We start from the raw sequence: 25,185 nt of genomic DNA, 5'->3' as shown, positions 1-25,185 counted from the left end.
TTGATTGACCCGCAGCATAAAATGCTGGGACTATACAAACAAAGCTCGCCTATGCGGGCTTTGTTTATTTTTATAGAATAAGTTCATAAAGCGATCGCATCTTGATACAAATTCTATTCTCATCTCTAAAATTTGAAATTTAAAATAGCTATGAGCAGGTGGCAATATGTACCAAACAGCGCAAGAATTAGAAGCACAAATGCCAGATGCTACAAAACTTTTGAGCGATGAACCAGAAATGGAAAGTTCTTTGCACTACAAGCAACTAGCTTTATTGGTGAGTTGCTTAGAATGGTTTTGGCGCAAGCGGAATGATTTTTTTATTGGCGCTAATCTGACAGTTTATTTTAGTCGGCAACAACTGCGAAATCGAGACTTTAGAGGGCCAGATTTTTTTCTGGTGAAAAACACAGAAAAAAAAGAGCGACCATCTTGGGTAGTGTGGGAGGAAGAAGGCAAATATCCCGATTTAATTATCGAATTACTGTCCAATACGACTGCTAGCATTGACCGAAATCTCAAAAAAGAGTTGTATCAAAACCGCTTTCGCACGCCAGAATACTTTTGGTTCGACCCGGAGGATTTAGAGTTTGCAGGTTTTCGGCTGGTAGGAGAACAGTATCAAGCCATTGTGCCTAATGCTCAAGGTTGGCTGTGGAGTGAGGTTATGGATTTGTATTTGGGTATAGAAGCTGGAAAATTGCGCTACTTTACCCCAGAAGGTGTTTTGGTTCCCACCCCAGAAGAGGCAGCAGAACAGGAACGAAGACGGGCAGAACGACTGGCAGAACAACTGCGATCGCTTGGTGTCGAGCCGGATACTTTAGGTTAGAAGTGTCGCTGACGCTAAAGCTGTGGTGTCTCCCTGGCAAACCCATGCTCCCCAGAAGAAAGGATGCTCTAGCAGTCTATCTTCCTCTTGACAAGAGATACTGGTTTGTGTTGGTAATTTTTCTGGACACGGCAGTTCTGATAGCACCTCAGCACCCAAGGTAGACTGGCGCAATTCTTTGACGGTAATCGTTCGGATGTAATTTTGGGCTTTCTGTAAGGCATCGGCACGACCCAGACCGCACTGCAAGTTGTCAAAGAAACGCTGCATTAGGAGCGCCGTTACTTTATCTGGTACAGGCCATAGGCTCATTACTAGAGTTTTTGAACCGGCGACGGCAAAGGCGCGACGCAAGCCAAATACTCCTTCGCCGATTTTGATATCGCCAATTGCCGTATTGCAGGCAGACAGGACGGTAACTTCATTCGCCCACAAATCTAGTCCCGCTACATCCTGGGCAAACAGAATGCCTTTGCCTGCCTCTGGGGGGAGAGTGCCACCTGCGATCCAAGTGTTAGCACCTGCGAGGGCAAGCCCCGAACGCAGCATCGGGTTTTCTACTTTTGTGGTGGCGAGGCGATCGCAATTTTGGCTTGAGGATGCTTGGGTAATGTCAACTCTCTCAGTTACTTGTACCGCGAAGTTTCGCAACCAATCTGCTGCATTCTGATTTCCATTCTCTACCAACTTTGTTGATATTTCTTCCATCAATGCCAATAACTCTCGATCTATTAGTTTGGAGTTATTCTCCAATATCTCTGATTCCTCTGTGCTGGGACAATTTAGTAATTGTTCAATTAAATTCAGATAGTCTTTCTCACCACAAAAGTAGCCGTGAGTAGCAATTAGCAGGATGCGGGGCGACTGATGGTTGGTAAGGAGAGATTCTAGTGCCTCTTGTTGCACATAGGTCTTTACCCTTAGTTTCTGGGCAACAGCTTCGCCTAGAAAGCGAGTACCTGGGGCGGGGCGAAACGGGTAGTCTGATAGGATGCTGAGTGATTTTACTTTCTGGCTGTCCTGGGGAAGTGTTTTAGTTTCTGGCTCCCCTGCCCAGTTAAACTTAGGGTCGGCGATGATAAGAGGCGGCGAAGCAGGGCGGGTCGGCTGAACTTTTGAGCGCAGGATATCCCGCCCGACGGTGAGGTAACTGATGGTGTAATTGTCCATCAGCAGTTGCTTACCCGTATCGTCGCTGGGGAGAATCTGAAATGGCACCAGGTTCAGTCCCCCATCAGGAGAAAGTAGCAGATGTTTGCTACCACTTAATACAGCACTAATTTTGTCAAACACTGCTTGCCGCAGGGCAATCGCAGGGGTGGAATCGGATTTTAGGAATGTTGAATCGTCACCGTCCCAGTCTCCCATCTCCAGCGTGTCACCTCTCAGAGACACCGACGACCGAAACACTCGAATCAGTCGGTCGATGTGTTCTGCTTCCCCTAAGTCAATCATTTCTACAGAGTTTGGCTGTTGCGCTGGCAAAACAAAAGCCAGGTAACGGGCGGGTTGCCATCGTGCATCCCCACGCGCCGAAACTGCTTGAAAATCCCAGACATCAAATCGCACAAATTCTACTAAGATTGAGCCTGCGGGCAACTCCAAAGCGACAGCGCGACAGTTAGCAGTTTGTAGTTCCTGCTGGAGTTGGATTTCTGGCACCTGCGATGCCAGTAGCTTTTCTAACTTTTTGCATTCTGCTTCTAACTGGGTTAGGCGCTGTTGATAAGCTGCTTGTTCAGTGCGAAACGCTGCGGGGGGAATTTCTGGGTCGGGTAAAGGTGGAGAATATATGAGGTGGAGTTCCTCAGCCAGGAAAGATTGCCATTGCTGGAACTGGGTGGCAAGGTGGGGATAGCGCCCGCTGTATACGGCAGAGTTGAAAGTAGCTAGGGCAGTGGCAGTCAAAGCTTTGCGTTTCAACACTAAATCCAATGCTGCCTGCTTCGCTTCCCCATAGTCCGACAGGTGGCGATGAACTAGGGAGAGAAACCCATAAAAATCACGTCTGATAGTTTGCAGATAGGCGAGGCGATCGCTTTCCGAACTGACAGCAAAGATTTGGCTAATCATACTATCTTCGATTTCGGTAGCTTGGCGCATCAGTGCCAGTGCCTCAGTAAAGTGGTTAGTGGCTGTCAATAGTCCCGCCAAATTGTTCAAACTCCCAGCAACATCGGGATGTTCTGCTCCCAACAAGCGCTGCCTCATTGCCAATGCTTTTAGGTACAACGTTTCCGCTTCGCTGAATCTCCCTTGAGACTCGTAAAGTAACGCTAAATTATTCAAACTGAGAGCAATATTGGGATGTTCCTTTCCCAACAAGCGCTTGCTGATTGCCAAAGCTTCTACCAATAGCGGTTCCGCTTCGCTGAATCGCCCTTGAGTACGGTAAAGTTCCCCCAAATTACTTAAACTGGTAGCAACATCAGGGTGTTCTGCTCCTAATAAGCGCTTCCACACCTCCAACCCTTCTAGGTACAAAGGTTCCGCTTCGCTCAAGCGCCCTTGAGAGTGGTAAAGGCCTGCCAAATTGTTCAAATTGGTAGCCATACGAGGGTTTTCTACTCCGAATAAGCGCTTGCTCATCGCCGATGCTTCTCGAAATAGGGGTTCTGCTTCACTCAACCGCCCTTGATTACGGTAAAGTTCTGCCAAATTGTTTAAGCTGGTAGCCACACGAGGATGTTCTGCTCCCAGCCAGCGCTTGCTCATCGCCAAAGCTTCTACCAACAACGGTTCTGCTTCACTCAGCTGCCCTTGATTACGGTAAAGTTCTGCCAAATTATTCAAGCTAAGAGCAACATCAGGGTGTTCTGCTCCCAGCCAGCGCTGCCGCATCGCCAAAGCTTCTACTAACAACGGTTCTGCTTCACTCAACCGCCCTTGAGTAAGGTAAAGTGCCGCCAAATTATTCAAACTGGTAGCAACATCAGGATGTTCTGCTCCCAGCCAGCGCTGCCGCATCGCTAATGCTTCTCGAAATAGGGGTTCAGCTTCACTCAACCGCCCTTGATTACGGTAAAGTTCTGCCAAATTATTCAAGCTAAGAGCAACATCAGGGTGTTCTGCTCCCAACAAGCGCTTGCTCATCGCCAAAGCTTCTAGGTACAAAGGTTCCGCTTCGCTCAACCGCCCTTGGGACTCGTACAGTCCTGCCAAATTATTCAAGCTAAGAGCAACATCAGGGTGTTCTGCTCCCAACAAGCGCTTGCTCATCGCCAAAGCTTCTACCAACAACGGTTCAGCTTCCCCAAACCGCCCTTGAGACTTGTAAAGTAACGCCAAATTATTCAACCTGGTAGCCACATCAGAGTGTTCTGCTCCCCAAATTTGTCGCGTTAACTTCAAAGCTTTCTCGGCAAAAATTACTGCTTCAATGTACTCACCCTGCTCATAAAGCTGAATAACTCTTTGGTTTAGCTGCTGAATCTTCTTGTTAATCCTGACTTTGCGCCGAATTGATCGATAGAAGGCAGCGATAATCCCTAAAATTCCAATAATAAGTACGATTAGCCATTTAAACATTTCTTGATCCTCTGGTAGGTAGTGTGCTATCTATGCTGTCACGGTATATTCTGTGTAGAGAACCTGACAATCTCGGCTGCGATCCAGATATTCTATTAATTGTTTCAAATGATTTTCTTGCAGTTGCAATGGTGCATTAATTCCCTCTGGAAACCAATCTAGAATTGGCTTATCCTTACTAATTACCGCTACAATCTGCTCTAAACCAATATCGCCAGTTACCTTAAAGGATTTTTTTGGCGAATTTGGCTGAGGTAAAACCGCTACTCCAGCAGGCAAATATTGCTGAGGGGCATAACCTGACGGACAAAGGCACCAAAATCTGCCTGTAGTTCCTTTCTCCAACAGCAGCAAGTAACCAGCCTTTTCCAGATTCACTTCAAAGCGAATATAACTCCCCAAACGCACGCATTCTTCATAACCGCTGCCTATATCCAGCACGCCAACGCCAGCCAGCACTGGTCCCATTTTGTTAGTAGGAACAGCTTTTTCCAGTATTTGCCGCCAAAATTCATCGGCAGTAATCACTAAGTTTTCTACTAAGCCTTGCTCTCTTGCCCATTGGGGAAATATATCTTCACGCAGCCACCGCTTGGCTATTCTCCAGCGATATTTAGTGGTTCCATTAAAGTCACATCCCTCCTCAGCCAACTTGTGACAAATTGCTATCCAATGATCTCGGAAAATAGTAACCGCATTTTCTGCCTTAGTTCCTTTAATCAAATTTGGTTCTAAATCCTTTGCTAATTCCTGATCATCTAAATTGATATGAACTTCCAGCAGGCGTTCCACAAACGCAACTTCTCTCTTACCAGAGAAGCAAAACCTCGTGACCATTGCGTTGAGAAAATCCTTTTCATAATCTTTGTATTTTGGTATATTCATTGCCTAGGTTTCTGGTAGAGAATAATCAACCATTCTAGTTTTTTCGTTAAGATATGGCAATGATAAATTCACCTATTTCTACATTTATCTACATGAATCTACTTGCGACATTCTTCTATTTGTATCTATATTTATCTTCCTAACATCTCAAATATTTAATTAAAGTTGTAAATAACGACTACTAGCTTATTTTGTTTGCTTGATGGTCATACAGCTAAAGTAGTGTTGCCTTTCCCCTTTACAATCGGAGTAATTAAGATCGTGAGTCTAAAAATTCTCAATTCTCGCCACTCAATCGTTAACCATGAAAATGATTTGCAGCCCAAAGATTCCTTAACTCAATTTTACTGTCGAGTGGCAGATACCCCGCCGCATTTGATGACTGTGCAACAACTCAAAGCCCTCGTAGAAAATCTGGATTGGAGCGATAGCTTACTTAATCTGGTGAAGAAAAACACTTTATTTAAACCAGATCGAGTTGGCTTGAAAAATCTTCTAGGGAATGAGTTTATCTCTATTCTAGTTGTTGCTTCCTTGCCCCAGCAGCGCTCGATAATTCATCGTCACGGTCAATCTCTAGAAGTTGCCATCGTCCTCCAAGGAACTCTGACATCGCAATTTTTTAAAATGTCCGACGAACAAGAACTAAAGCTAGACCGAGAAGTTGAGATATCAGCCGGAGGTATTCTGTCTACGGAGCGTTACGAGTACCACTCTATTATCAATAAAAGCAGCTCTAAAGTCGTATCCCTGCATTTTCACAGCCCCGGTCTGATTGAATAACGACTAGCCAAGCCTATATATAGCAATTCTCGATTTGGTGCGGTAAATCTGTAAGGGCATGGCATTGCCATGCCCTTACCAAAGGTTAGAACCGCAATAGATTTCATCCAACTGACAAACGCTATATATAGGCTTCATCCTAGAATTTTCAGGTTTTTCTAATACTGTCGCTTTTCACAAGTAATTGAAAAACCTAAGTCAAGAGCAAAAGCGCATCCAGTAGTCACCAGGGAAAAATTTAGTACCTACTGCCAACATTTATCTATTGACAAAAGGGGAGTTATGTTATGCAGAAATGTCAAGAATTATATTGCCCTTGGATTCAAGATTCACGGGATGAGAATCATTACATTTGTTTAAAGTGCCAACAAGAGCGCCAGATTAATCAAGCCAATGGGTGGGAGTTTTTTTTAATGATTTTTGTGATTGTGGCGCTGATTGCATTGCTTACCAGCGGTACAATCCAAAACAACAGGATAACCGAACCTAAAAATACTCATCAAATCCAAAATGAACAGCAATAAATATCCGTAAATCCGAAAACCTGCTGAAATGCCAGTAATTAAAGACTTCCGGAAAGTGCGATCGGCCTTCCTCACCACAAAATATCGCCTGTTGGCTAATAGTCGGTCATGTCTTTAGCGTGAAACAATGTTTATTGGCAAGCTAGGATTTTATTGCCTAGACGCGCTCAGGCGTTCAAGATTAAATAGCGATCGCCCAAAGTTCCCATGAATCAAACAGATTTAGCTTTTACCCCAGCGATAGAACAGGCGCGGCTCATCCGCAGCAAACAAGTATCACCGCTAGAGTTGGTGGAACTTTACCTGGAACGCATTCAGAGACTGGATTCCCAACTGGGGAGTTATTTTACCGTCATGGCAGATATGGCGCTTGCCGATGCCCAGGCGAAGACGGAAGCATTGGCAGGCAACACAGAAGAATTTCCGCCCTTTTTTGGAGTACCCATTTCAATTAAAGACCTCAACCCCGTTGCTGGTGTTCGCTGTACCTACGGAACAGCCGCGCTGATGGACAAAATTGCCGCTTATGATGATGCGGTGGTGACGCGGATTAAGCTGGCGGGGTTTACGATTCTCGGTAAGACAGCGACTTCTGAACTGGGTTCTTTCCCTTATACAGAACCTCCGGCGTTTCCACCCGCCCGGAACCCCTGGAATCTTGACTATACACCAGGGGGATCGAGTGGGGGCGCTGCGGCGGCTACGGCGGCGGGGTTGTGCGCGATCGCTCAAGGTTCTGATGGCGGCGGTTCGGTGCGCGGTCCCGCTGCTTGTTGTGGTTTAGTCGGCATTAAACCCTCCAGGGGTCGGGTGTCTTATGCACCTGTGGGCGATCATCTAAATGGCATTGCAACCAATGGCTGCTTGGCGCGTAACGTTGCCGATGCTGCCGCCCTTCTGGATGTCATGTCTGGTTATGTCGCGGGCGATCCCTACTGGTTGCCCGACCCAGGAACGACTTTTCTTGCCGCAACTGCCCAAAAATTGGGGTCTTTGCGGATTGCTTTTTCTACAACAATTCCCCCGATAGGCGAAGCCGATTCGGCATCTGGGCAAGCCGTCCAAAAAACTGTGCAATTGCTAGAAGAAATGGGTCATACCGTTGAACCCGGTTGTCCAGACTTTACCGATTTGATCAAACCTTTTTCCAAAGTTTGGCAAGCTGGTGTGGCGGCGACGGGGATTCCCGGCGACTACTTGGAACCGATGAATCGCTGGATGCTAGAGAAATCCGGTTCTGCGGGTGAATATCTGCAAGCGGTTGCTCAGATGCAAATTATGGCGCGGCGCATTGTTGCCTTTTTTGACAACTATGACGTTTTGGTAGTGCCCATTTATATGCATCAGCCAATTCGGGTTGGGGAGTGGGCGCACCTGAATCCGGAGGAAAGATTGCAGAAAATCATTCAGTGGATCGCTCCGTGTCCCCCATTCAATGCCACCGGACAGCCTGCAATCGCACTTCCGACTGGTTTTGACGCCAACGGGTTGCCAATCGGCGTGCAGTTGGTGGGACGCCCCGCTGACGAAACCACGTTGATTGCCCTCGCCGCACAACTAGAAGCTGCAAAACTTTGGAGCGATCGCCGTCCTGACTTTGCCGCGCAATAAAAGCGATATCTGTTTCTCGTTCCCCGGCTCAGCTGGGGAACGAGGCTAATTAGCCCCAAGACAGTTTATGCTTTGGGATTATCCTACTGGTTAAATTCGTTAGAGTTCCTGAATACGCGGACGAATCAACAACTCACCGATATTGACGTGTTCAGGTTGGCTTACCACGTAAAGAATCGCGTTGGCAATATCTTCCGCTTGTAGAATATCCGCACCCGGAGCATAAAAACCGCCTTGCCCGGTCACAGCTTCTTTCGTTGCCTCATGCTTAATTGAATCGGCAAGTTCAGTCGCTACTGCTCCTGGTTCAATGTCTGTCACCCGCACGCCATATTCAATTGCCTCTTGGCGCAAACTATCAGAGATGGCGCGCACCGCAAATTTGGTTCCGCAATAGACAGCCCCCCCTTTAAAGGCAAAGCGTCCAGCCACCGATCCAAGATTCACAATATGACCGTGCTTGCGCTTAGCCATGCCGGGAAGGACAGCATGAATGGTGTAGAGGAGTCCCTTCAGGTTCACATCAATCATCCGCTCCCACTCATCCACACGCCCTTCCAGCATCGGTGCCAGAGGCATTAAACCAGCGTTATTGATCAGGATGTCCACGCCACCCATTGTTTCCAGTTCCTCCCCAAGCTGTGCCACAGCTTCCCGATTCGTTACGTCCAACGGTTTGATCATCGCCTGACCGCCTGCACGTTCAATTTCCTGGGAAAGCTGTTCGAGTTGCTCGGTGCGGCGTGCCGACAAAACGACTTTCGCTCCGTTCTGAGCCAATATTTTGGCGGTCGCTGCGCCGATGCCGCTACTCGCACCCGTAATCCAAGCTCGTCCTGAAAGGATTGCCATATTTTATCTCCTGTAATGACTAGAGTTGTACTTTACCCATCCCGATGGGGATGAATTTGTCGGTTAGGGAATTCACGCCAATGGTTAGAAAAATGGGCAGTTTAGGCGATCGCTATTTTTGACTAAGATTGCCCTCCAATGCCTGATCAATGGCTCGTTCCAAGCTTTCTTGACTTAACAAACCCGGCAAAATGCGATCGCCAATCATAAATGTCGGGACTGAGGTAATACCGACTTCTTTGCGAGTCTGTTCTAATGCCTGCTGATGAGCTGTTTTATACCTTCGAGTTTCCAAGGATTCTCTAAACTCTTTTTCATCCAGCCCAATTTCTCCCGCTAACTGCGTCAAAATCTCGATATTGCCAATATCCCGATCTTCTTGAAAAAACGCTCGGAGAAGACGGTCATTGTATTCGTTAGCTTTACCATGTTCTCTCGCGTACTGATAACCCTCGAACGCTAGATGTGTATGTGGTTGCGGCGAGATAGTTGGTAGCTTGATCTCAACACCCATTTTTCTCGCTAGTGGATAGACTGACTGCTTCCAAACCGTTTGAAGATAATCGTCTTCCGGTTTCAGCGTCGCCTGTGGTGATGGTCGAAGCTCAAAGGGTATCCACTCAGCTTCAACGTCTTTTCCCTTAATCGCTGCTTCTAGGGGGAATTCGGCTAGAAAACAGTATGGACAAACGTAGTCGGAGAAAACTTTTATTTTCAGAGTCATGGCATATTCCTCTCAACAAACGATGACGCAGGGGGATTAACTGCCAATCGTGGTGGTTCAAGCGCTAAAAGAGCGATCGCGTCTTTACTTCAGAGGTACTGGACAAGTATCAATAATGGCTAGGTGCTAGATGGAAACGAACAGAATCAGGGTTAGCAATGTCTGCCCCTTCCACTCAAGTCCAAGCAATCAATTCGTTTTTCCAAGCTTCAATAATGTCTGCATTCCATTCACTATCCTCCTCAAATCCTACTGGTGCTATTTCCGCCCACCTTCCATCTGAGGTATCAGTTGCAGAATATTGATTCTCCCCGTAAATCCCTCCGATAAGTTGGGGGATTTACGGAGAGTAAAACCGGACAAATAGGTTCTAGAAGACGTGTGTGTATACGGTACGAACAACGGGGCGGGGATGGGGTTATTCAATTAATTTCTGCAAGCTTTTCCCCCAGGAGTCGCATCAGGATAAAAAGTAACGATTGCATCTCGACTCTTGACAAAAACCGCCTTATAAGATTTATTCGTCTCATCATCCTGCACTGTTAAAATGCAAGCTCCCTGAGCATTTCCCTGTGCTTTCAATGCTTTTGTCGCATCTAATAACATTTCTTTGGCATCGCTGACGAGAGCATATCCTTTGATATTATCTCTCCAAGTTTGACCATCCTTTTTGATGAATACTCCTAAGGTATAAACTAACCCTGGAACGACTTCTTCTCTGTTCAAATTATTCGCAAGTCGTCCGCCAATTCCTTGCTCTTGCAGTTCCCGGTATCTGCCAAAAAAGTGTAGCCCGCCAATCTTCGTTGCCCCTTCGAGTTCACCACAAAATATATGTTCAAAGCCGCCTCTTGCAGACCAAGCAGCCGTTAAATCGTCGAGAAATTCTGCTTCTGTACTGCGGACGGCACGCAGTTCCCCACCCACTGCTTGTTGAATTTCACGCAGTACATCTCGATTTTCTAACATCAATCTTTTGAAAGCACTTGGCGTCACTTTGGTGCCAATCGCTCCGCAGGTTCTCAACACTGCTTGGTCAAAAGCATTGAGTTGGGGTAATGGCGGTGTGATGTCTGCTTTTTGCCCGCGTGGAAAGCCATGAAGCTCTGGATTATTAACATTATCAAAAAAGGGTAGTACCGATGTCGATGGCTGCGTTACGGTGCCAGAGTTCGGTTCAGGACTTGCATCTGTTGTGGGGGAAAAATTACCGCAATCAGCACTAACCCAGCGACGTTCTGGCTTAGCACCAGGGACTGCAAGCTGAATAAACTTTCGCTTTGGAGAATTGAAGCCAATTGCTTGATAACGCTGACCGTTTGAGACTTGGATATTACCCGGATTTATCCCGTTAATTGCTCGTGGTGCTACACAAGTGCGTGTAGCGGTGAAAGTTCCAGAGGGCGGGACTTGAGCGTAAGCAGCATCGATTGATAGTAGCGGAATGATTCCGAGCAAGAAAATGGCAATTCTAAGCATTGGGCTTGCGCCTAAACTAAAAAAAAAATTACGTTGCATAATTGTTAAGGTAAGAACCCGTAAGATTACGTTAATAGATGAGGGCGTTGACAGAGTATATTCAAGCGTTTTTTATAAAAATCCGGACATTTATTGCCAGCTCCCGAAAGGATAAGATAATCATACTTTTCTAATTTTTTTAAACCTGGCAAGAGTTTATTTTACTTTACAGATAAAGTGTTAAATATTAATTTTGGCAAGGTAATAAATGGTCGCGCTTATGCTATTCTTGAAGTCTAAAATTCAGCTCTCGCTATGGCAGACTACGGCAATTTAAAGAAGGCGATCGCATTGCTAGGGCAATCCCGCAGAGAGAAAAAGGCGAAGCAAAGATTTTTTACTTTTAGTTTATTTCTGTTAAGTTTTTATTGTGTAAGTGTTAGTTTTTACGGCTCCCAGATACTGGCGCAGCCAGCGCCGCAGCCACCCCTGGAGTTGAAGGACATTGATTACTGGGGGAGTTTGTGTGACTTATTGGGGGACGAGAAGAAATATGCAGAAGCCGTCGCGGCTTGCGACCAAGCGATCGCTCTCGATCCCAAAAAACCGAAAATCTGGACTGACCGAGTGGATGGGCTGCTAGGACAAGCAAAATACACCGAAGCCCTGGTTTCTGCTGATAAGGCTATCCGTCTCAAACCCGATTATTCCCTAGCTTTGGCGGATCGATGTATCGCCCTCGCCAACTTAGGCAAATATGAAGACGCGATCGCTTCTTGCGACAAAGCACTCAGAGGCGATGGAAATTGGGAGAATAATACGCCGCTGATCGCTTGGTACAACAAAGGATTAGCACAAAGGAAGCTGGGACAGAACGCCGAAGCGATTGCTTCTTTTGACCAAGCCTTAGAAATTAAATCGGATTATTCCTTAGCTTTAGCGGATCGATGCGCCGCACTTTCTGCGTCTGGGCAATATTCTCAAGCGATCGCGGCTTGCGATTTGGCGCTGAAAAGTGATGCTGATTGGGGCGCTGGGACTCCAGCCGTCGCCTGGTACAACCGAGGCGTGGCGCTGAAAAAATTAAGTCAGTACCAAGAAGCGATCGCTTCTTACGATCAAGCTTTGGCGCTGAATCCCACAGACGCCACCGCTTGGACTGAACATGGCGTTTTGCTGTCCCTGGTGGGTAAGTACGCCCAAGCACTCCCCTCTCAGGAAATGGCGGTGAAATTGAGTCCCACGTACTCTGTGGCGCTGGCGAACCAGTGCGCGACGCTAAACAAAGTCAGCAAGTACGAAGACGCCGCCGCCGCCTGCGATAAAGCATTGCAAGGAGATGGGAGATGGGGTGAGGTGAGTCCTTCATTAGCCTGGGATCAGCGGGGGAATGCTTTAGCTGGACAAGGCAAGTACGAAGAAGCATTAGCCTCTCACGATCGCGCCATCGGTCTTAACCCTGATTACCCGGAAGCTTGGAACAACCGCAGCGTTACCCTGTGGTTTTTGGGAAGATACTCCGAAGCCATCGTTTCGAGCGATCGCGCTACCACCCTCAATCCTAACTATGCCCAAGCTTGGTTCAACAAAGGCAGGATACTGAGGACAGTAAAAGATTATCCCAAGGCACTCGCCGCTTACGATCGAGCGATTAAAAGTAGCGATCCGAACTTCAATCAATCGCTGCTTGCCGATATCTGGGCGAACCGAACGGTGGTGCTATGGCATTTGGGAAGAAACCCCGAAGCCCTCGCCTCTAGCGATCGCGCGATTAGCCTTAATCCTGAATTATCACAAGCTTGGTACAACCGAGGCGTCGTGTTAGTCGCTTTAGAACGGTATGAAGAAGCGATCGCCGCTTACGCCCAGGCAATTCGCATTACGCCCAATGATGCGAATAGTCTTGCCGGTCGAGGCGTCGCCCTGTTGCTGTTAGATCGGTTAGAAGAAGCGATCGCTGTCTTTGATGAAGTTTTGAAACTCGATCCAAAAAACACTTTAGCGTTGGAAAACAAAACCCTAGCAACCCAAAAATTGGAAGAAAAGAAGTTGGAAGAACAAAAATTGGAAGAGAAAAAGAAAAATAGTCTCCCGCCACCTAAAAAATTACCGATTAAGAAGTAATAAAAAAGGGGCGTATTAGATACGCCCCTTCTATCTATTTACAATGGCAATTGGCAGTACAAACGGTGATTTGTCAACTAGAAGCGGTCTGATTCATTCTGTAAGCTTCTGGTAGCTGCCACCAAGGAAGATGAGGATGTTCGTGATGTTCCTCGTGGTAGCCAAAATGATAACAGGTGATAAATGACCAGAAAACGGGCAGAGCATTAGTTTTGGCGCGATGAGGGTCTTTATAACCCTCTTGTGGCTCTCGATGAGGCAGGAAAGTACCGAAAAAGAATAACTGTACCGAACTTAAAATTGAAGGAATCACCCAAAATAAAGTCAAATTCAATTCTGGGATCGGCAGGGTGAAAGCAATCAGGTTATAGAAAGCCATTAAAGCAAACAAGCGTTTCCAGCTCCAATAACCTTTCATAAAGTGAAAGTACCAGGCAAAAAAGTTTTTATGCTGACTGTTATGAAAATCCGGATCGAATTCGCTTGCTGGGTGCTGGTGGTGTACCCCATGCTTTTTCAATAACTCGTCAAAAGAAAAGAATCCATACAACAATAATACCAATGAACCTATCAAGTTATTAATCTTACGGTTTTCAGGAAATACCACTCCATGCATTGCATCATGGGCGGTAATGAATAATCCTGTATAAAGAAACATTTGCCAAACGATCGCGGGGATTCTCCACACTGTAGGAATTTGCGACCAGTCAAGAGACATCAAGAAAACCAGACTGCTTGCCCAGATGCCAATAATAGTAAAAGCAATTACAAGTCCAATAATTGGATTTTCACTTCTTTGTATTCGCGGAAGTTTCGCTTGTTGCAGAGGTGCGTGTTCGAGCTGAATCATGCTTGTATAAATTTGTAGCTTTCCTTTCGAGCAAAAATTTAGGAGCTAATAGCGAAGCGATCGCTACCTTATCCTGAAGAACCCGCGATCGCGCTCGGTTTACACGATACTCATCCTTCAAAAATCGATCGAGTGCAAGTCCCTCTGGGAAGAAAACTCTGTTGATGCTCGGTGTCTGGATGAGATAGCGCTTCCTTTTTGTTAAATACTGTAAAAATAATATAACTATTGTAAAGGATAGCTGGTACTGCGATCCGAACCAGAGACGTTTAACCGCTGCCTCTGACTGCACATCAGTCGCAAGCTCATCGAGTGCTTGACCGTCCGGCTCGCAGATGAAGTTTTTATCTACAACTGCCAGCCAGACGAGTCTTGCAAGTCAATCATTAGCGGGTACAGACATTAGCGGGTATAGGAAACCAGGTGCAGCACGTCCCGAACGACGCTGTAGCCTGCAAAATCCCAAAGTAGGTAAGCTAAAAAGCCGATCATCGCCAAGCGTCCGTTCCATAGCTCAGCTTGAGGATTCCAGCCAAACAGAAAGGCATTGCGGTCTTTGCCATTGTACGCGCTAGCAACAGGTGGTAAATCAGTAGGGCGAGTCTGCATCGTTTACATTCCTTAACAAATTGATTACGCATACATCCTAACTACCCCATTAATCTCTGCTCTCTGTCTATAGTCCCAAACTGCATTTAATTCTCAAGGAAGATGTAAGGGGTTTTAGACAAAGTAATTTATATCACAAAGTTCATCGGATTTATGTGAGCAGAACTACAGCAGTTTTTATTAAAAACTCTGACGAAAGCTAGAGGATTTCCCAGTTTTTGTTGAACAAACTTAGAGAGCAAAGCACTATTATTTGAAATAACCGTATGGCTTCCACAGTAATAATTACAGGTGCTTCTCAAGGCATCGGCAAAGCAACTGCTCTCTTGTTTGCCCAGAAAGGATATGACTTAGTAATGGCGGCGCGTCAGGCTGACCGCTTGGAAGCGGCAGCACAGGAAGTGCGATCGCTCGGTCGAAAAGCCCTAGCTGTTCCCACTGATGTGAGAGACCCAGAACAGGTGAAAACCCTCGTTCAGAAGGCGCTGGAAGAATATGGCGCTATCGATGTGCTGATCAATAATGCAGGTCGTTATATATCCGGGCCAGCAGACTCGTTTTCCCTAGACGATTGGCACCAGACGATAGACCTCAACCTGTGGGGATATATTCATACGATTCACGCCCTATTACCTCATTTTCTAGAGCGAAAACAGGGCACGATTGTTAATCTGAGTTCTATCGGCGGCAAAGTCCCCGTTCCTTATCTTGTGCCTTACAATACCAGCAAGTTTGCGGTAACTGGATTGACCGAAGCGCTGCACTCAGAACTCGCACCCAAAGGCATTCATGTTTGTGGAATTTACCCGAATCTAATCAAGAGTAGTTTGATGGAACGGGCAATCTTTGGAGGTAAGAATGTAGAAGATGCCCAAGCGCGTCGAGATCAGCTCGATCTGGTGCTGAGTACCCCAGTGGTGGAGAAGCCGGAGGATGTGGCAAAGGCAATTTGGGAGGCGGTGAAGCATCAGCGGGCTGAGGTGTTGGTCGGTTCCGCCAATCTATCGAAAGCCTCTTACAATATGTTTCCCGGCTTTATGCAGTGGGTGTTTCGGAAAACCTTCCAGCTCAAAGATAAGGAAGCATAGCCATATCGACCCTCATTCAGCAATCTGGGAAGAACCCCTCCCCGCAAAGGCGCTGTCTCGTCTTTGCGCCTTTGCGCCTTCGCGCGAAAAATATTTGTATATACTAACCGCGATAGTTATCTGGGTTCCCCAATTAAGGTGAATCCTGCCCAGTCTTTGGGATTGGGATTTTGTTGCTTAATTTTGAGCATGGCTTGGCGCAAGGCTTTGGCTTTATCGTCGTTCTGCTTCAACTGCTTGTAAAATTCACTCATTAACGCACCTGTGGGAGCATCTGGCGCAGACCACAAAGGCACGATCGCAGTCGGAACACCCGCTGCAATCAGAGAAGTAGACAAACCAATTACTCCATCGCCAGTTGTTTTACCCTTACCGTTTTCAACAGCAGTGAAAACGACTAATTCAGGACGCAGGTGTTGCCCTTTGGGTTGGGCAAAGGATTCCAGAATTTCAGCAGAAGTAAGTAAGCCATTATCGGAACCACCGGGAGAAAGTGCGATCGCACCGGGGACACCTTGGCGCTTCACATCATCCAAAATTGCATAAGTTCCTAGATGAACGCTTTTCGCTTTCCGCATCTGTTCCAAAACCGCCGCCTTTGTCGCCTGGTTGCCAATTAGCAAGGATTTTGTCTTGAGAAAATCAGCGATTTCTAAGGCTTGCTGTTCTGCATTGGCTAGCGGCGGTAACGCTTTCGGTGCTTGCCCCAGTGCTGGTGCAATTCGCGGCATCACGGGATTTCCGACTACCAGACGATTGCCCCCAGAAGTTTTTCCTCGTTGTTCTTTGGTTAAAGCAAGTACCTGAATTGCCGGTGCTGTCAAGATCGTATGTTTATCGATCAGGGAGTTGCCATAAACATCCACTAAAGCCGCAAACGGAATCCGAAACATTTCTTTTTGCGGAATGAAGATAACACGGGCGTTTGGGTCTTCTGGCAATAAATCGGCAATCGGTTTAATTAATAGTTGATGCAGTTGCAGCAACGGTTTCGGCTGAATGATTGGCGCTTTCGCCGGTGAGGAAGTTGCATTTCCGGCTGGCGCTGGTTCTGTTGCTCTGGGTTTCGGAGGATTTCCAGGCGCTTGCAATCCTAGAGATTCAGGAATCTTGGCAATTACATTTTCGATGGAAGAGACGGGGAAAATTGTATTTTGGGCACCCAGTTCGATGCGCCGAAACGTCACTTCCCCACTAGGCGGAATCACCCAAACATAAAGTCCTTCATCGGGAATAATTGAATATTCAACAAGTGTGGCGTTTTCTTGTTTGGCGATTTTTTTAATTTCTTCAATCGTCGGGAAAGTCAGTTTCTTCGGCGCAGGTTTTAAACCCGATCCTACGGGTTCGGTAGATAACCGCAGCCGCAGTAAATCGACAATCGACCTGATCCGCCCTTGTTCAGCCATTTCTAAGGCGGCAATCGGCTGTTTTTGAGCAATTAAAACTTGTTGCAAACGCTGATAAGTCGTTGTTTGCGCGTCTAGATAGCGATTAGTGCTGCCTAAGTTGGCGCGGATAGCGTCCCAAGTTTTCACTGAATTGAGTAGGGTTTCTTTGGCTTCTTCTGGTTTACCTGATTTGAGAAGCGCGAATGCCAAATTATTCAGCGCCGTCCCTTCTGCCAAGCGATCGCCTGTTTTCCTCGCCGCCTCCAGGGGTTCTTGATACAGTGCGATCGCTTGCTCAAATTGCCCCGCATTTTGGTAAGTTTTTGCCAAATTGTTTAAGGCAATGAGTTGCAAAGCCGCATCACCACTTTTTTGAGCGATCGCAACTTGCTGTCTTCTGACTTCAATCGCTTCTGGATATTGCCCCTGGGCCTCGAAAGCGTCCGCAATACTGTTGAGAAAATACCCTTCTTCGGTGACATTGCCGCTTTTCCGAGCAATTAGCAACTGCTGCTGATAAAAGTCAATGGCTTCCGGGTATTGTCCCAAGGTGCGATAAGCTTCTGCCAGGTTATTGAGAGAATCCAGCACTGCATTCGGATTGCGGCTTTCTCGTGCTGTCGCAAGCTGTTCTTGGTAAAGTGCGATCGCTTCTGGATATTCTCCCTCTGATTCGTGAGCGATTCCCACATTCCCTAAAAAAGCGGCTTCTCGTTTTGGGTTGCCGATTTCTTGTCTCAGCTTTTGTGCTGCATCGCGAAAATCTTTTGCTTGTTTTTCATCCCCCAGATAAAAGTAAGCATTGCCCAAATTATCCAACACCTTAGCCGCGCCCGGTTGATCGCCGATGCCTTGCAGAATATCTAAGCTCTGGTAGTAGAATGCAAGCGATCGCAAATATTGCCCTAACGTGAAGTAAGTTTCGCCAATATTCAACAGAACATTTGCTTCACCCGGGCGCGAACCGATCTCTTGGTAGAGTCTGAGTGACCTTTGCAAAGATTTTAAGGCTTCTTGAAATTGTCCCGTTTGATGCTGCCGAATTCCGAGTTGCAGCAGTTTGTCTGCGTTGAATTCGCTAGCGCTTTGCCTGTCAGATGTCTGGGATCGATTATCAATGGTGACGGGATCTGGTTTAACAACCTGTTTCGTTATGGCTGCTTTCTCTGTACGGGCGGTTTGTAAGCTTTTCCTGACACTTGCCCTGACACCACTGATAAAATCCTCGTCTCCTTGCGCCTGGGAATTCTTCAGGATATTTTCTTGTTCCGATGCTGCTGATAAGGGGGGTAATAAATAGAAAGGCGCGAGTAAAGACAAGACAGCCGCCCAAAACAGATAAAATCCCTTTTGACTGTTTAACTTTTCCTGTTTTTGAGGGAACAATAGAAGAAAGTACCTTAGGAAAATTTTCATACGATTGTGGATAAAAAGACAGTTACGCCATTGGTGATTATTTTAGCTTTGATGTTTATTGGTTTTGGCGATCGCGTTCTGCCAAAACCCTTAAGTACAGCTAGTTTCAACACCCGAACCGCTTTGAATAATTCTTTACTGGGATTATTTCCTACCAAGAAACCCAGAAATGTTTACGAGCGAACCGAAAAAGCGATTGAACAAGAGGAAAAAGGAACCAAATAGTTAATCGGTAATGGGTTAGTGGAAAATGTTCATTCCCATTATCCATTACCGATGACTGGTACTTCCGAGCGCATTTATAAAGAAAAAGGAAAGTTGTCAGGGAGCCGGTTTTTCTCCATATAAAACTTTACACATAATAAATAAGCAGCAATCCTTCCCGGTTAGTGCTGTAATCGTTGGGGGAATCTTAAATGAGGCATCATAAAGAATGAATTGGTATTGCACAAACTTAAAAACCCGTTTTCTTTAAAGAAAACGGGTTTTTAATCAGGGTTATTTTCCTGTCTAACGGCTTATACTTTCTTCAACCAGCTAAACATTGCCCGTAAATCTTTGCCAACTTCCTCAATAGGATGTTCGGCTTCCTGACGCCGCATCGCTGTAAATCCGGCTTTTCCAGATTGATTTTCTAGCACAAATTCACGAGCAAATTGACCCGATTGAATTTCTTGGAGAATTTTCCGCATCTCAGTGCGGGTTTGGTCGGTGACAATCCGAGGGCCACGGGTCAAATCGCCATACTCAGCAGTATTGGAGATACTATCGCGCATTTTGGCTAAACCGCCTTCCACAACCAAGTCAACAATCAGTTTGACTTCATGGAGACATTCAAAATAAGCCAATTCCGGCTGATAGCCAGCAGCAACAAGCGTTTCAAAACCCGCTTTAATCAGCGCACTTAAGCCGCCGCAAAGCACAACTTGTTCGCCAAATAGATCGGTTTCAGTTTCTTCCCGGAAAGTCGTTTCTAAGATTCCGGCACGAGTACCGCCGACACCTTTCGCGTAAGCCATCGCGCGATCGCGTGCTTGTCCAGTGGCGTCTTGATACACTGCAAATAAACAAGGCACACCTTCACCCTGTTCGTAAGTGCGTCGCACCAAATGTCCTGGCCCCTTCGGTGCTACCATCACCACATCTACATTCTCAGGCGGGACAACCTGACCAAAGTGAATATTGAAGCCGTGGGCAAAGGCTAATACCTTTCCTTCGGTTAAGTGAGGCGCAATTTCATTGGTATAAACTGTTCTTTGTGCCTCATCAGGCAGCAGAATCATAATGAAATCAGCCGCTGCGGCAGCATCAGCGACCGTGTGGACAGCTAAACCAGCTTCTTTCGCTTTTTGAGCCGACTTACTACCCGGATACAGCCCGACAATGACATTCATGCCACTATCTTTGAGATTGAGGGCGTGGGCGTGACCTTGAGAGCCATAGCCGATGATAGCAATGGTTTTTCCGCTTAATAAATCTAAGTTGGCATCGTTGTCATAATACATCCGGGCCATAGGGGCAACTCCTTGGAGCAAGCATCTTGAGTAGTGCAAACTCTTAATTCTATCAAACTACGTCAAGATCACCCTAGGCTTAGAAAATTGGTAATGGGTAATTGTTAGTAGTCGCGAGTCCTTGGTTTGTTGCGACTGACCCATGACCAATTACCCATTATCCATTCGTCAAGACTTCACTAACGTCCACTCTAAAAGGTCGATCGGTGCTTCTTGAAGTGCGTGCGTGAGTTCATCATTTGAGTCGAATTTCACTTGGCTGAGATAGCACGCTTCCACATTTACCGTAAACTTTTCCTCTTCAAAAGGCCAAGGCTTCACGGTGAGATTCCCATCGCTACGTTGCACCACATCATAGCGCTTTCCGTCTGGCCCCTTGCTAATTTCCAAAGCCCGCTCACCAGCAGGCAACTCGTGGTTGCAGAGGATGAGTGAGAAGCGATCGCACCATTGCATAAATGCATAAGCTTTATCGGCTTCCTTTTGGGTAATCTTCAACCCCTTAATCCATTGCTTTTGATGCTCTTTTTGCTCATCCAGAAATTTGTCCAATTCCTGAGACTCTCCCCGTTTCCCTTCATTGAGAAAGCTGGTATGCATCGAAATCAACAAAGCTACCCAGCGTCCTCGGTAGCGGGAATTCTGCGTCAGTGTAGCCAGCTTTTTGAGATCCGTTTTCTTGTCGAGGGTAAAGTCCAAGGGTGCCCCCGCTTCAGTGAGGTGATTTCCTTCCCACTCGCGTTCTAAGTCGTCGTGATGGGAAATTGCCGCCACCGTCTCGATCAAGCGTTCTGGGCGATCTTTCTGGTGCCAGTGACCCGCTATTTGAGCAGCTAGCAAGGCATGGGCGCGATGATAAATTACTTCCCAACCATTTTCAACTAAGTTAGCAATCACGAAAAACTGTCCTTTTTTCCTCGAATTCTCGATCTAGTGTGAAGTAAATTAACAAAGCACGTATCTAGCTTAGGGAAGCCGTTAGATGCGATCGCGCTCATCGGATTAGAGAAAGTATCGTCGCCCTTTCCTATCACCGCAACACCCTGTGTTGCATAAACCGCAACAATCAGCGTGCCCTTTTTTTCAGTAAGGCATACTGGCAATAACTAAATTGGGGGTTATGCAATGAACGGCTCACTTCATCCAAAGCTAAAACCTTCTTTATTCTTAAGCGCCTTGCTGGGAGGCATCGTTTTAACCAGTTGTGCCTCTTCTTTTGAACAAAAGACACAACTGGCGCAACTCGCTCCCACCGCCCCAAATTCAGCGCCAATGGCAAATCCGGCAGCCGAAGCTGGAGCCGTTCGCTCCCAAGACACGGCAAGCTCGGCTATGGCGAAGGCTCAGCTGCCGAGACAGCGCCCCCAATTGATCAAAAACGCCGAACTATCGGTGAGTGTCAACTCCATCGAAAAAAGTATTGAAATCGCCTCAAAAATTGTTAAACAACAGCAGGGCGACTTGCTAGGATTCCAAGATCAAAAACCCAAAGACGAAAACGCCCGTCACACTGCATCCATGCAAATTCGGGTTCCTCAAGAGCAGCTCGAAACCAGTCTCGATTTCTTAGCAAAACTGGGAACCGTACAGCGCCGCACCCTCACCGCTGAAGATGTTACCGATCAACTCGTGGATAACGAAGCCCGACTGCGGAACCTGCGGAAACAGGAAAGCACCTTACTCAAAATTATGGAACGCTCCGGCTCAGTGGGGGATGTCTTGAAAGTTGCTAACGAACTCAGCAACGTGCGGCAAAATATCGAACAGCTGGATGCACAATTGAAAAGCTTACGCAGCCGAGTCGCCTACTCTACCATTACCCTAACTTTAGAAGAAGCGATCGCAGGTATCCCCCCAGCGCGACCTTTGGGTTCAGATGTTCGGGAAACTTGGAACCAAGCAACTCACTCTTTGGGCGAACTCACCACCAGCTTGATCCGGTTGGCGATTTGGTTAGCAGTTTTCAGCCCGTTTTTGCTGGTGTTAGTGGCGGTTCCCGTTGGCTATCACCGCTTCAAACAGCAGCGATCGCAATCAGCCCCTCAACCGTCCGAACCCCCGCACGCCGGTTAATCTGCGGGTTTGTCAATCTTAATTTTAAGAATTGGGGAAACTGCTATTCGCCCCGAAAGACCGTTAAAACAGGACGAATCCAGAACGACACAGATTTATTTGTACTTAACGGTACGACACGTTTGCTGCTGGGGATGGCAAGATGGAAGGCGAAGCGGAAGCGTTGCTAGACAGCTGTATGCCAGAATTGCGAGTATCAATTGCTCAGCACTATCACGAGCGGACTAAATACGATCCCCAGACGCTCGCCTCTAAGAGCCAGGGGCTGGACTGGGAGCGTCAACCAGTGCCTTTTAAAGACTACAAAATTGGCTCAACCTATGACCTGAAGCCCTATTTAACAGAAATACCAGAGGCGTTAGTCGATGAGGGCGAAAAAACCCAAGCATGGCGTCGCCTGTCGCGGCTGCTGTTTTGCAGCTATGGCTTGACGGCTAAAGTAATGACAATGGGAAATCCGATGTATCTGCGGGCATCCCCCTCCGCCGGGGGATTGTACCCAGCGGAGATTTATTTAATTTCCCGTGGGACGCCGCTTTTACCACCCGGACTCTATAACTATCAGCCTCAGAGCCATTCTTTAATTCATTTTTGGGAAAGTGATGCCTGGAAAGCGCTGCAAACAGCTTGTTTTTGGCATCCGGTGTTAGATAGTACCCAATTGTGCCTCGTCACCACAGCCGTCTTCTACCGTTCTGCTTGGCGCTATCAAGACCGAGCTTATCGGCGGATTTTTTTGGATACGGGGCATCTGCTGGGCAATATTGAGCTGGCGAGTGCCCTCAATGACTACCGCCCTCACTTAATTGGGGGGTTTGCGGATCGGGCAGTGAATGAGTTACTTTACCTCGATCCAAAGGAGGAAGGAGCAATTTGCGCGATCGCTCTGGCAGACTTGCTGGATGTGAAACAAAACTTGCCCCTCAGCCCAACTGCATTGCCCTCTGTCACCCAAACGGACTATCCTAATATCCCCGATGGTGAATTGCTCGGCTACTGTCACCAAGCGACGCAGATTGAGGAAACCCAGCAGATAACGGGCAAGACGCCCATCTCACAAGATGTCCTGCAACCGCCAACTCCCGATGATAAATACAACTTTCCCTTCTGTCTCAAGGTTTCAACCGTCACGACGCCAATTGATTGGGCAGCAAATTTGCACGACTTGGAAACAACCATTCTCAAGCGGCGCTCGACTCGTGCCTACACGGGTGAAGATCTAACTCTAGAGGAACTGAAAGCTTTACTAGATTTCACCTACCAACCCCAGCACTACATCGACCAAGGTTTAGATAGCTCTCCAGACTATTTTGATTTAAATTTAATCGAAACCTTTATCGCCGTGTCTGGGGTAGAAGGACTGGAGGAAGGCTGCTACTATTACGCACCGAAAGCTCAGGAATTGCGGCAAATCCGCTTTAAAAATTTCCGCCAGGAATTGCACTATCTGTGCCTGGGGCAAGATTTGGGTAGAGATGCGGGAGCGGTGCTATTCCACACAGCAGATTTGAAAACAGCTGTGGCGCAGTATGGCGATCGCGTTTATCGTTATTTACACATGGATGCCGGTCATTTAGGGCAACGGCTGAATTTAGCCGCCATTCACCTTGGTCTAGGCGTCAGCGGCATCGGCGGCTTCTTTGATAACCAGGTGAATGAAGTCTTGGGTATCCCTGCTGATGAAGCGGTTGTGTACATCACCACCTTAGGGCGTCCGAGATAAAGGCAAGTAAAAGGCAAAAGGAAAAAGAAAAAATCGTTGTAAATTTTAAGATTGCCCATTGATTTTTTCAATCTCAAATCTAAAATTTCTTTTTCCTTTTGCCTTCGTTAATTAGGCATTTCATAGAGGAAAAAGAAGATGGCATGGAACCCGGAAACGGTCGAAAATAAAATTGGCCTCCGTTTCAAAGACAAGAACCTACTCCGCCTCGCCCTAACCCACACCTCCTTTGCCACCCAAATCGGCGAATCTGGGCAAGACAATCAGCGGTTAGAATTCCTCGGCAAGGCGATTCTCAACTTCGTGGTTGCTGACTACCTTTACGAACGCTGCCCCTATCTAGAGGTCAGCAAATTTTCAGTTTTGCAAGACAAGCTCGTTGAGGGAGAAAGGCTGACCAAGCTTTGGTTCCAATTAGGGTTAGGAGAAGACCTGTTGCTGGGTTTGGGTGAAGACTGGAACCTGCTGCGCCAGAAGGTGAATAACCCCTTTAAAGATGCATGTGAAGCGTTATTAGGTGCAATGTACCTCGATCGTCGTTTCTCGCAGACGCAGAAATGGATCGTCAAGCACTTAATCGCTCCGGTTCTGGAGCATCATCTTCAGAACTTGAAGGAGCGTAAGCAGCCGAATAAACAGTTAGAATTTTTGGGCGACGGGATCATCAATGCTGCTGTCTCCGATTACCTGTATCGCAAATTTCCCCACATTCGTACAGGCATTCTCTCCACTTTGCGAAAGCAGCTGATCAACTCTCACAAGTTAGCTCAATTGAAGTCTCATCTGAGGTCGGAAGACTCAATTTTACTAGGGCGAGAGTCGGAAAAAATTGGCAGTTTATCGTTCAAGGCAATATTAGGGGAAGTCTACAATTACCATGAACGTAGCTTCTCTGATACGTGTAATTGGTTTAAGCGCTTTATCCAAGAAGATGAAGTTTTTCTTCTGGCGATCCCGTTACTTCTGGAAGACGGAAAACACAAGGAGTGGATTATCAAGAAAGTCATGGGATATGAAGGTCAGCGATACAAAGAAGGCGTAGAACGCTTTAATCAGCTGATGGAGCGGGAAGTTTCTTAAAAAGTCAGGACTTACGCACGAGTAACGGAAAAATGAACCGCGTTTGCGGAGCCTGCGCGTTAGCGCTTAGGCACGAAGGAATAAGAGTTTGAGAGAGTTTTTGCGTAAGTCCTAAAAGTG

General features: G+C 46.9%; 20 protein-coding genes. 10 read left to right on the top strand and 10 right to left on the bottom strand.

Annotated elements, in window-relative coordinates:
- Window positions 1-166 precede the first annotated feature (166 nt).
- On the top strand, window positions 167-832 hold the full coding sequence (locus NDA06_RS10440) for a Uma2 family endonuclease (RefSeq protein ID WP_190986099.1): 666 nt from the start codon (window positions 167-169) through the stop codon (window positions 830-832).
- On the opposite strand, the gene NDA06_RS10435 is transcribed toward NDA06_RS10440, so the two are convergent.
- Window positions 824-4,360: a CHAT domain-containing tetratricopeptide repeat protein gene (locus tag NDA06_RS10435; RefSeq protein ID WP_348251722.1), complete on the bottom strand. Its 3,537-nt coding sequence runs from the start codon at window positions 4,358-4,360 to the stop codon at window positions 824-826. The genes NDA06_RS10440 and NDA06_RS10435 overlap by 9 nt on opposite strands.
- A 30-nt stretch (window positions 4,361-4,390) precedes the next feature.
- Window positions 4,391-5,245 (bottom strand): DUF4384 domain-containing protein, encoded by an 855-nt coding sequence (locus NDA06_RS10430; protein WP_190986098.1) that lies wholly within the window; start codon window positions 5,243-5,245, stop codon window positions 4,391-4,393.
- 261 nt (window positions 5,246-5,506) lie between these two features.
- Here NDA06_RS10430 and NDA06_RS10425 point away from each other — a divergent pair, with 261 nt between their 5' ends.
- From NDA06_RS10425 to NDA06_RS10415, 3 genes are all read left to right on the top strand, one after another.
- Window positions 5,507-6,028: a hypothetical protein gene (locus tag NDA06_RS10425; RefSeq protein ID WP_190986097.1), complete on the top strand. Its 522-nt coding sequence runs from the start codon at window positions 5,507-5,509 to the stop codon at window positions 6,026-6,028.
- 287 nt (window positions 6,029-6,315) lie between these two features.
- Window positions 6,316-6,552: a hypothetical protein gene (locus NDA06_RS10420; RefSeq protein WP_190986096.1), complete on the top strand. Its 237-nt coding sequence runs from the start codon at window positions 6,316-6,318 to the stop codon at window positions 6,550-6,552.
- A 207-nt stretch (window positions 6,553-6,759) separates the two neighbouring features.
- Entirely contained in the window at window positions 6,760-8,163 is a 1,404-nt protein-coding gene (locus NDA06_RS10415) for an amidase (RefSeq protein ID WP_190410168.1), read from the top strand.
- 99 nt (window positions 8,164-8,262) lie between these two features.
- Here the strand turns inward: NDA06_RS10415 and NDA06_RS10410 are convergent, their stop codons facing one another.
- The 3 genes from NDA06_RS10410 to NDA06_RS10400 all read right to left on the bottom strand — a co-directional run bounded on the left by NDA06_RS10410 (window position 8,263) and on the right by NDA06_RS10400 (window position 11,218).
- Window positions 8,263-9,015, bottom strand: coding sequence for an SDR family oxidoreductase (locus NDA06_RS10410; protein WP_190986095.1), 753 nt, complete (start codon window positions 9,013-9,015; stop codon window positions 8,263-8,265).
- Window positions 9,016-9,127: 112 nt separating this feature from the next.
- A complete protein-coding gene (locus tag NDA06_RS10405) occupies window positions 9,128-9,739 on the bottom strand; it encodes a DsbA family oxidoreductase (RefSeq protein WP_190428051.1) in 612 nt (203 codons plus the stop codon).
- 426 nt (window positions 9,740-10,165) lie between these two features.
- Entirely contained in the window at window positions 10,166-11,218 is a 1,053-nt protein-coding gene (locus NDA06_RS10400) for an EndoU domain-containing protein (protein WP_348251721.1), read from the bottom strand.
- Between the two features lie 294 nt (window positions 11,219-11,512).
- Between NDA06_RS10400 and NDA06_RS10395 the strand changes: the two genes are divergently transcribed.
- On the top strand, window positions 11,513-13,321 hold the full coding sequence (locus tag NDA06_RS10395) for a tetratricopeptide repeat protein (protein ID WP_190986614.1): 1,809 nt from the start codon (window positions 11,513-11,515) through the stop codon (window positions 13,319-13,321).
- A gap of 73 nt (window positions 13,322-13,394) precedes the next feature.
- Here NDA06_RS10395 and crtW read toward each other — a convergent pair whose 3' ends face one another.
- Both crtW and NDA06_RS10385 read right to left on the bottom strand, forming a co-directional pair.
- Window positions 13,395-14,171 (bottom strand): beta-carotene ketolase CrtW, encoded by a 777-nt coding sequence (crtW, locus tag NDA06_RS10390; protein ID WP_190986613.1) that lies wholly within the window; start codon window positions 14,169-14,171, stop codon window positions 13,395-13,397.
- 402 nt (window positions 14,172-14,573) lie between these two features.
- On the bottom strand, window positions 14,574-14,780 hold the full coding sequence (locus NDA06_RS10385; RefSeq protein ID WP_190410163.1) for a chlorophyll a/b-binding protein: 207 nt from the start codon (window positions 14,778-14,780) through the stop codon (window positions 14,574-14,576).
- A gap of 266 nt (window positions 14,781-15,046) precedes the next feature.
- Between NDA06_RS10385 and NDA06_RS10380 the strand changes: the two genes are divergently transcribed.
- Window positions 15,047-15,868: an SDR family oxidoreductase gene (locus NDA06_RS10380; RefSeq protein WP_190986612.1), complete on the top strand. Its 822-nt coding sequence runs from the start codon at window positions 15,047-15,049 to the stop codon at window positions 15,866-15,868.
- Between the two features lie 116 nt (window positions 15,869-15,984).
- Here the strand turns inward: NDA06_RS10380 and NDA06_RS10375 are convergent, their stop codons facing one another.
- Window positions 15,985-18,579, bottom strand: a complete 2,595-nt coding sequence (locus NDA06_RS10375) for a CHAT domain-containing tetratricopeptide repeat protein (RefSeq protein ID WP_348251720.1) — start codon at window positions 18,577-18,579, stop codon at window positions 15,985-15,987.
- Between the two features lie 102 nt (window positions 18,580-18,681).
- Here NDA06_RS10375 and NDA06_RS10370 point away from each other — a divergent pair, with 102 nt between their 5' ends.
- Window positions 18,682-18,900, top strand: a complete 219-nt coding sequence (locus tag NDA06_RS10370) for a hypothetical protein (RefSeq protein ID WP_190528860.1) — start codon at window positions 18,682-18,684, stop codon at window positions 18,898-18,900.
- Window positions 18,901-19,193: 293 nt separating this feature from the next.
- On the opposite strand, the gene ilvC is transcribed toward NDA06_RS10370, so the two are convergent.
- Window positions 19,194-20,189 (bottom strand): ketol-acid reductoisomerase, encoded by a 996-nt coding sequence (gene ilvC, locus NDA06_RS10365; protein ID WP_190410160.1) that lies wholly within the window; start codon window positions 20,187-20,189, stop codon window positions 19,194-19,196.
- Between the two features lie 168 nt (window positions 20,190-20,357).
- Entirely contained in the window at window positions 20,358-21,086 is a 729-nt protein-coding gene (locus NDA06_RS10360) for a DUF3891 family protein (RefSeq protein WP_190986610.1), read from the bottom strand.
- Between the two features lie 228 nt (window positions 21,087-21,314).
- On the opposite strand from NDA06_RS10360, the gene NDA06_RS10355 reads away from it, so the two are divergent.
- The 3 genes from NDA06_RS10355 to NDA06_RS10345 all read left to right on the top strand — a co-directional run bounded on the left by NDA06_RS10355 (window position 21,315) and on the right by NDA06_RS10345 (window position 25,065).
- Window positions 21,315-22,262, top strand: a complete 948-nt coding sequence (locus NDA06_RS10355) for a DUF4349 domain-containing protein (RefSeq protein WP_190986609.1) — start codon at window positions 21,315-21,317, stop codon at window positions 22,260-22,262.
- A 178-nt stretch (window positions 22,263-22,440) separates the two neighbouring features.
- Window positions 22,441-23,985 (top strand): SagB/ThcOx family dehydrogenase, encoded by a 1,545-nt coding sequence (locus tag NDA06_RS10350; protein ID WP_190986615.1) that lies wholly within the window; start codon window positions 22,441-22,443, stop codon window positions 23,983-23,985.
- A 138-nt stretch (window positions 23,986-24,123) separates the two neighbouring features.
- A complete protein-coding gene (locus tag NDA06_RS10345; RefSeq protein WP_190986608.1) occupies window positions 24,124-25,065 on the top strand; it encodes a ribonuclease III domain-containing protein in 942 nt (313 codons plus the stop codon).
- The last annotated feature ends 120 nt before the right edge of the window (window positions 25,066-25,185 follow it).

It is taken from the genome of Trichocoleus sp. ST-U1 (genome assembly GCF_039961835.1).
Taxonomy (GTDB): domain Bacteria; phylum Cyanobacteriota; class Cyanobacteriia; order Cyanobacteriales; family FACHB-T130; genus FACHB-T130.
The sequence above is the reverse complement of the archived record's forward strand: the minus strand, read 5'-3'. Positions and strand labels throughout refer to the sequence as shown.

Coding starts and splice junctions, on each gene's coding strand:
- NDA06_RS10405 (WP_190428051.1), bottom strand. CDS start 9,739: ATGACTCTGAAAATAAAAGTTTTCTCCGACTACGTTTGTCCATACTGT.
- NDA06_RS10355 (WP_190986609.1), top strand. CDS start 21,315: ATGAACGGCTCACTTCATCCAAAGCTAAAACCTTCTTTATTCTTAAGC.
- NDA06_RS10385 (WP_190410163.1), bottom strand. CDS start 14,780: ATGCAGACTCGCCCTACTGATTTACCACCTGTTGCTAGCGCGTACAAT.
- ilvC (WP_190410160.1), bottom strand. CDS start 20,189: ATGGCCCGGATGTATTATGACAACGATGCCAACTTAGATTTATTAAGC.
- NDA06_RS10350 (WP_190986615.1), top strand. CDS start 22,441: ATGCCAGAATTGCGAGTATCAATTGCTCAGCACTATCACGAGCGGACT.
- crtW (WP_190986613.1), bottom strand. CDS start 14,171: ATGATTCAGCTCGAACACGCACCTCTGCAACAAGCGAAACTTCCGCGA.
- NDA06_RS10415 (WP_190410168.1), top strand. CDS start 6,760: ATGAATCAAACAGATTTAGCTTTTACCCCAGCGATAGAACAGGCGCGG.
- NDA06_RS10420 (WP_190986096.1), top strand. CDS start 6,316: ATGCAGAAATGTCAAGAATTATATTGCCCTTGGATTCAAGATTCACGG.
- NDA06_RS10380 (WP_190986612.1), top strand. CDS start 15,047: ATGGCTTCCACAGTAATAATTACAGGTGCTTCTCAAGGCATCGGCAAA.
- NDA06_RS10395 (WP_190986614.1), top strand. CDS start 11,513: ATGGCAGACTACGGCAATTTAAAGAAGGCGATCGCATTGCTAGGGCAA.
- NDA06_RS10435 (WP_348251722.1), bottom strand. CDS start 4,360: ATGTTTAAATGGCTAATCGTACTTATTATTGGAATTTTAGGGATTATC.
- NDA06_RS10410 (WP_190986095.1), bottom strand. CDS start 9,015: ATGGCAATCCTTTCAGGACGAGCTTGGATTACGGGTGCGAGTAGCGGC.
- NDA06_RS10345 (WP_190986608.1), top strand. CDS start 24,124: ATGGCATGGAACCCGGAAACGGTCGAAAATAAAATTGGCCTCCGTTTC.
- NDA06_RS10430 (WP_190986098.1), bottom strand. CDS start 5,245: ATGAATATACCAAAATACAAAGATTATGAAAAGGATTTTCTCAACGCA.
- NDA06_RS10440 (WP_190986099.1), top strand. CDS start 167: ATGTACCAAACAGCGCAAGAATTAGAAGCACAAATGCCAGATGCTACA.
- NDA06_RS10400 (WP_348251721.1), bottom strand. CDS start 11,218: ATGCTTAGAATTGCCATTTTCTTGCTCGGAATCATTCCGCTACTATCA.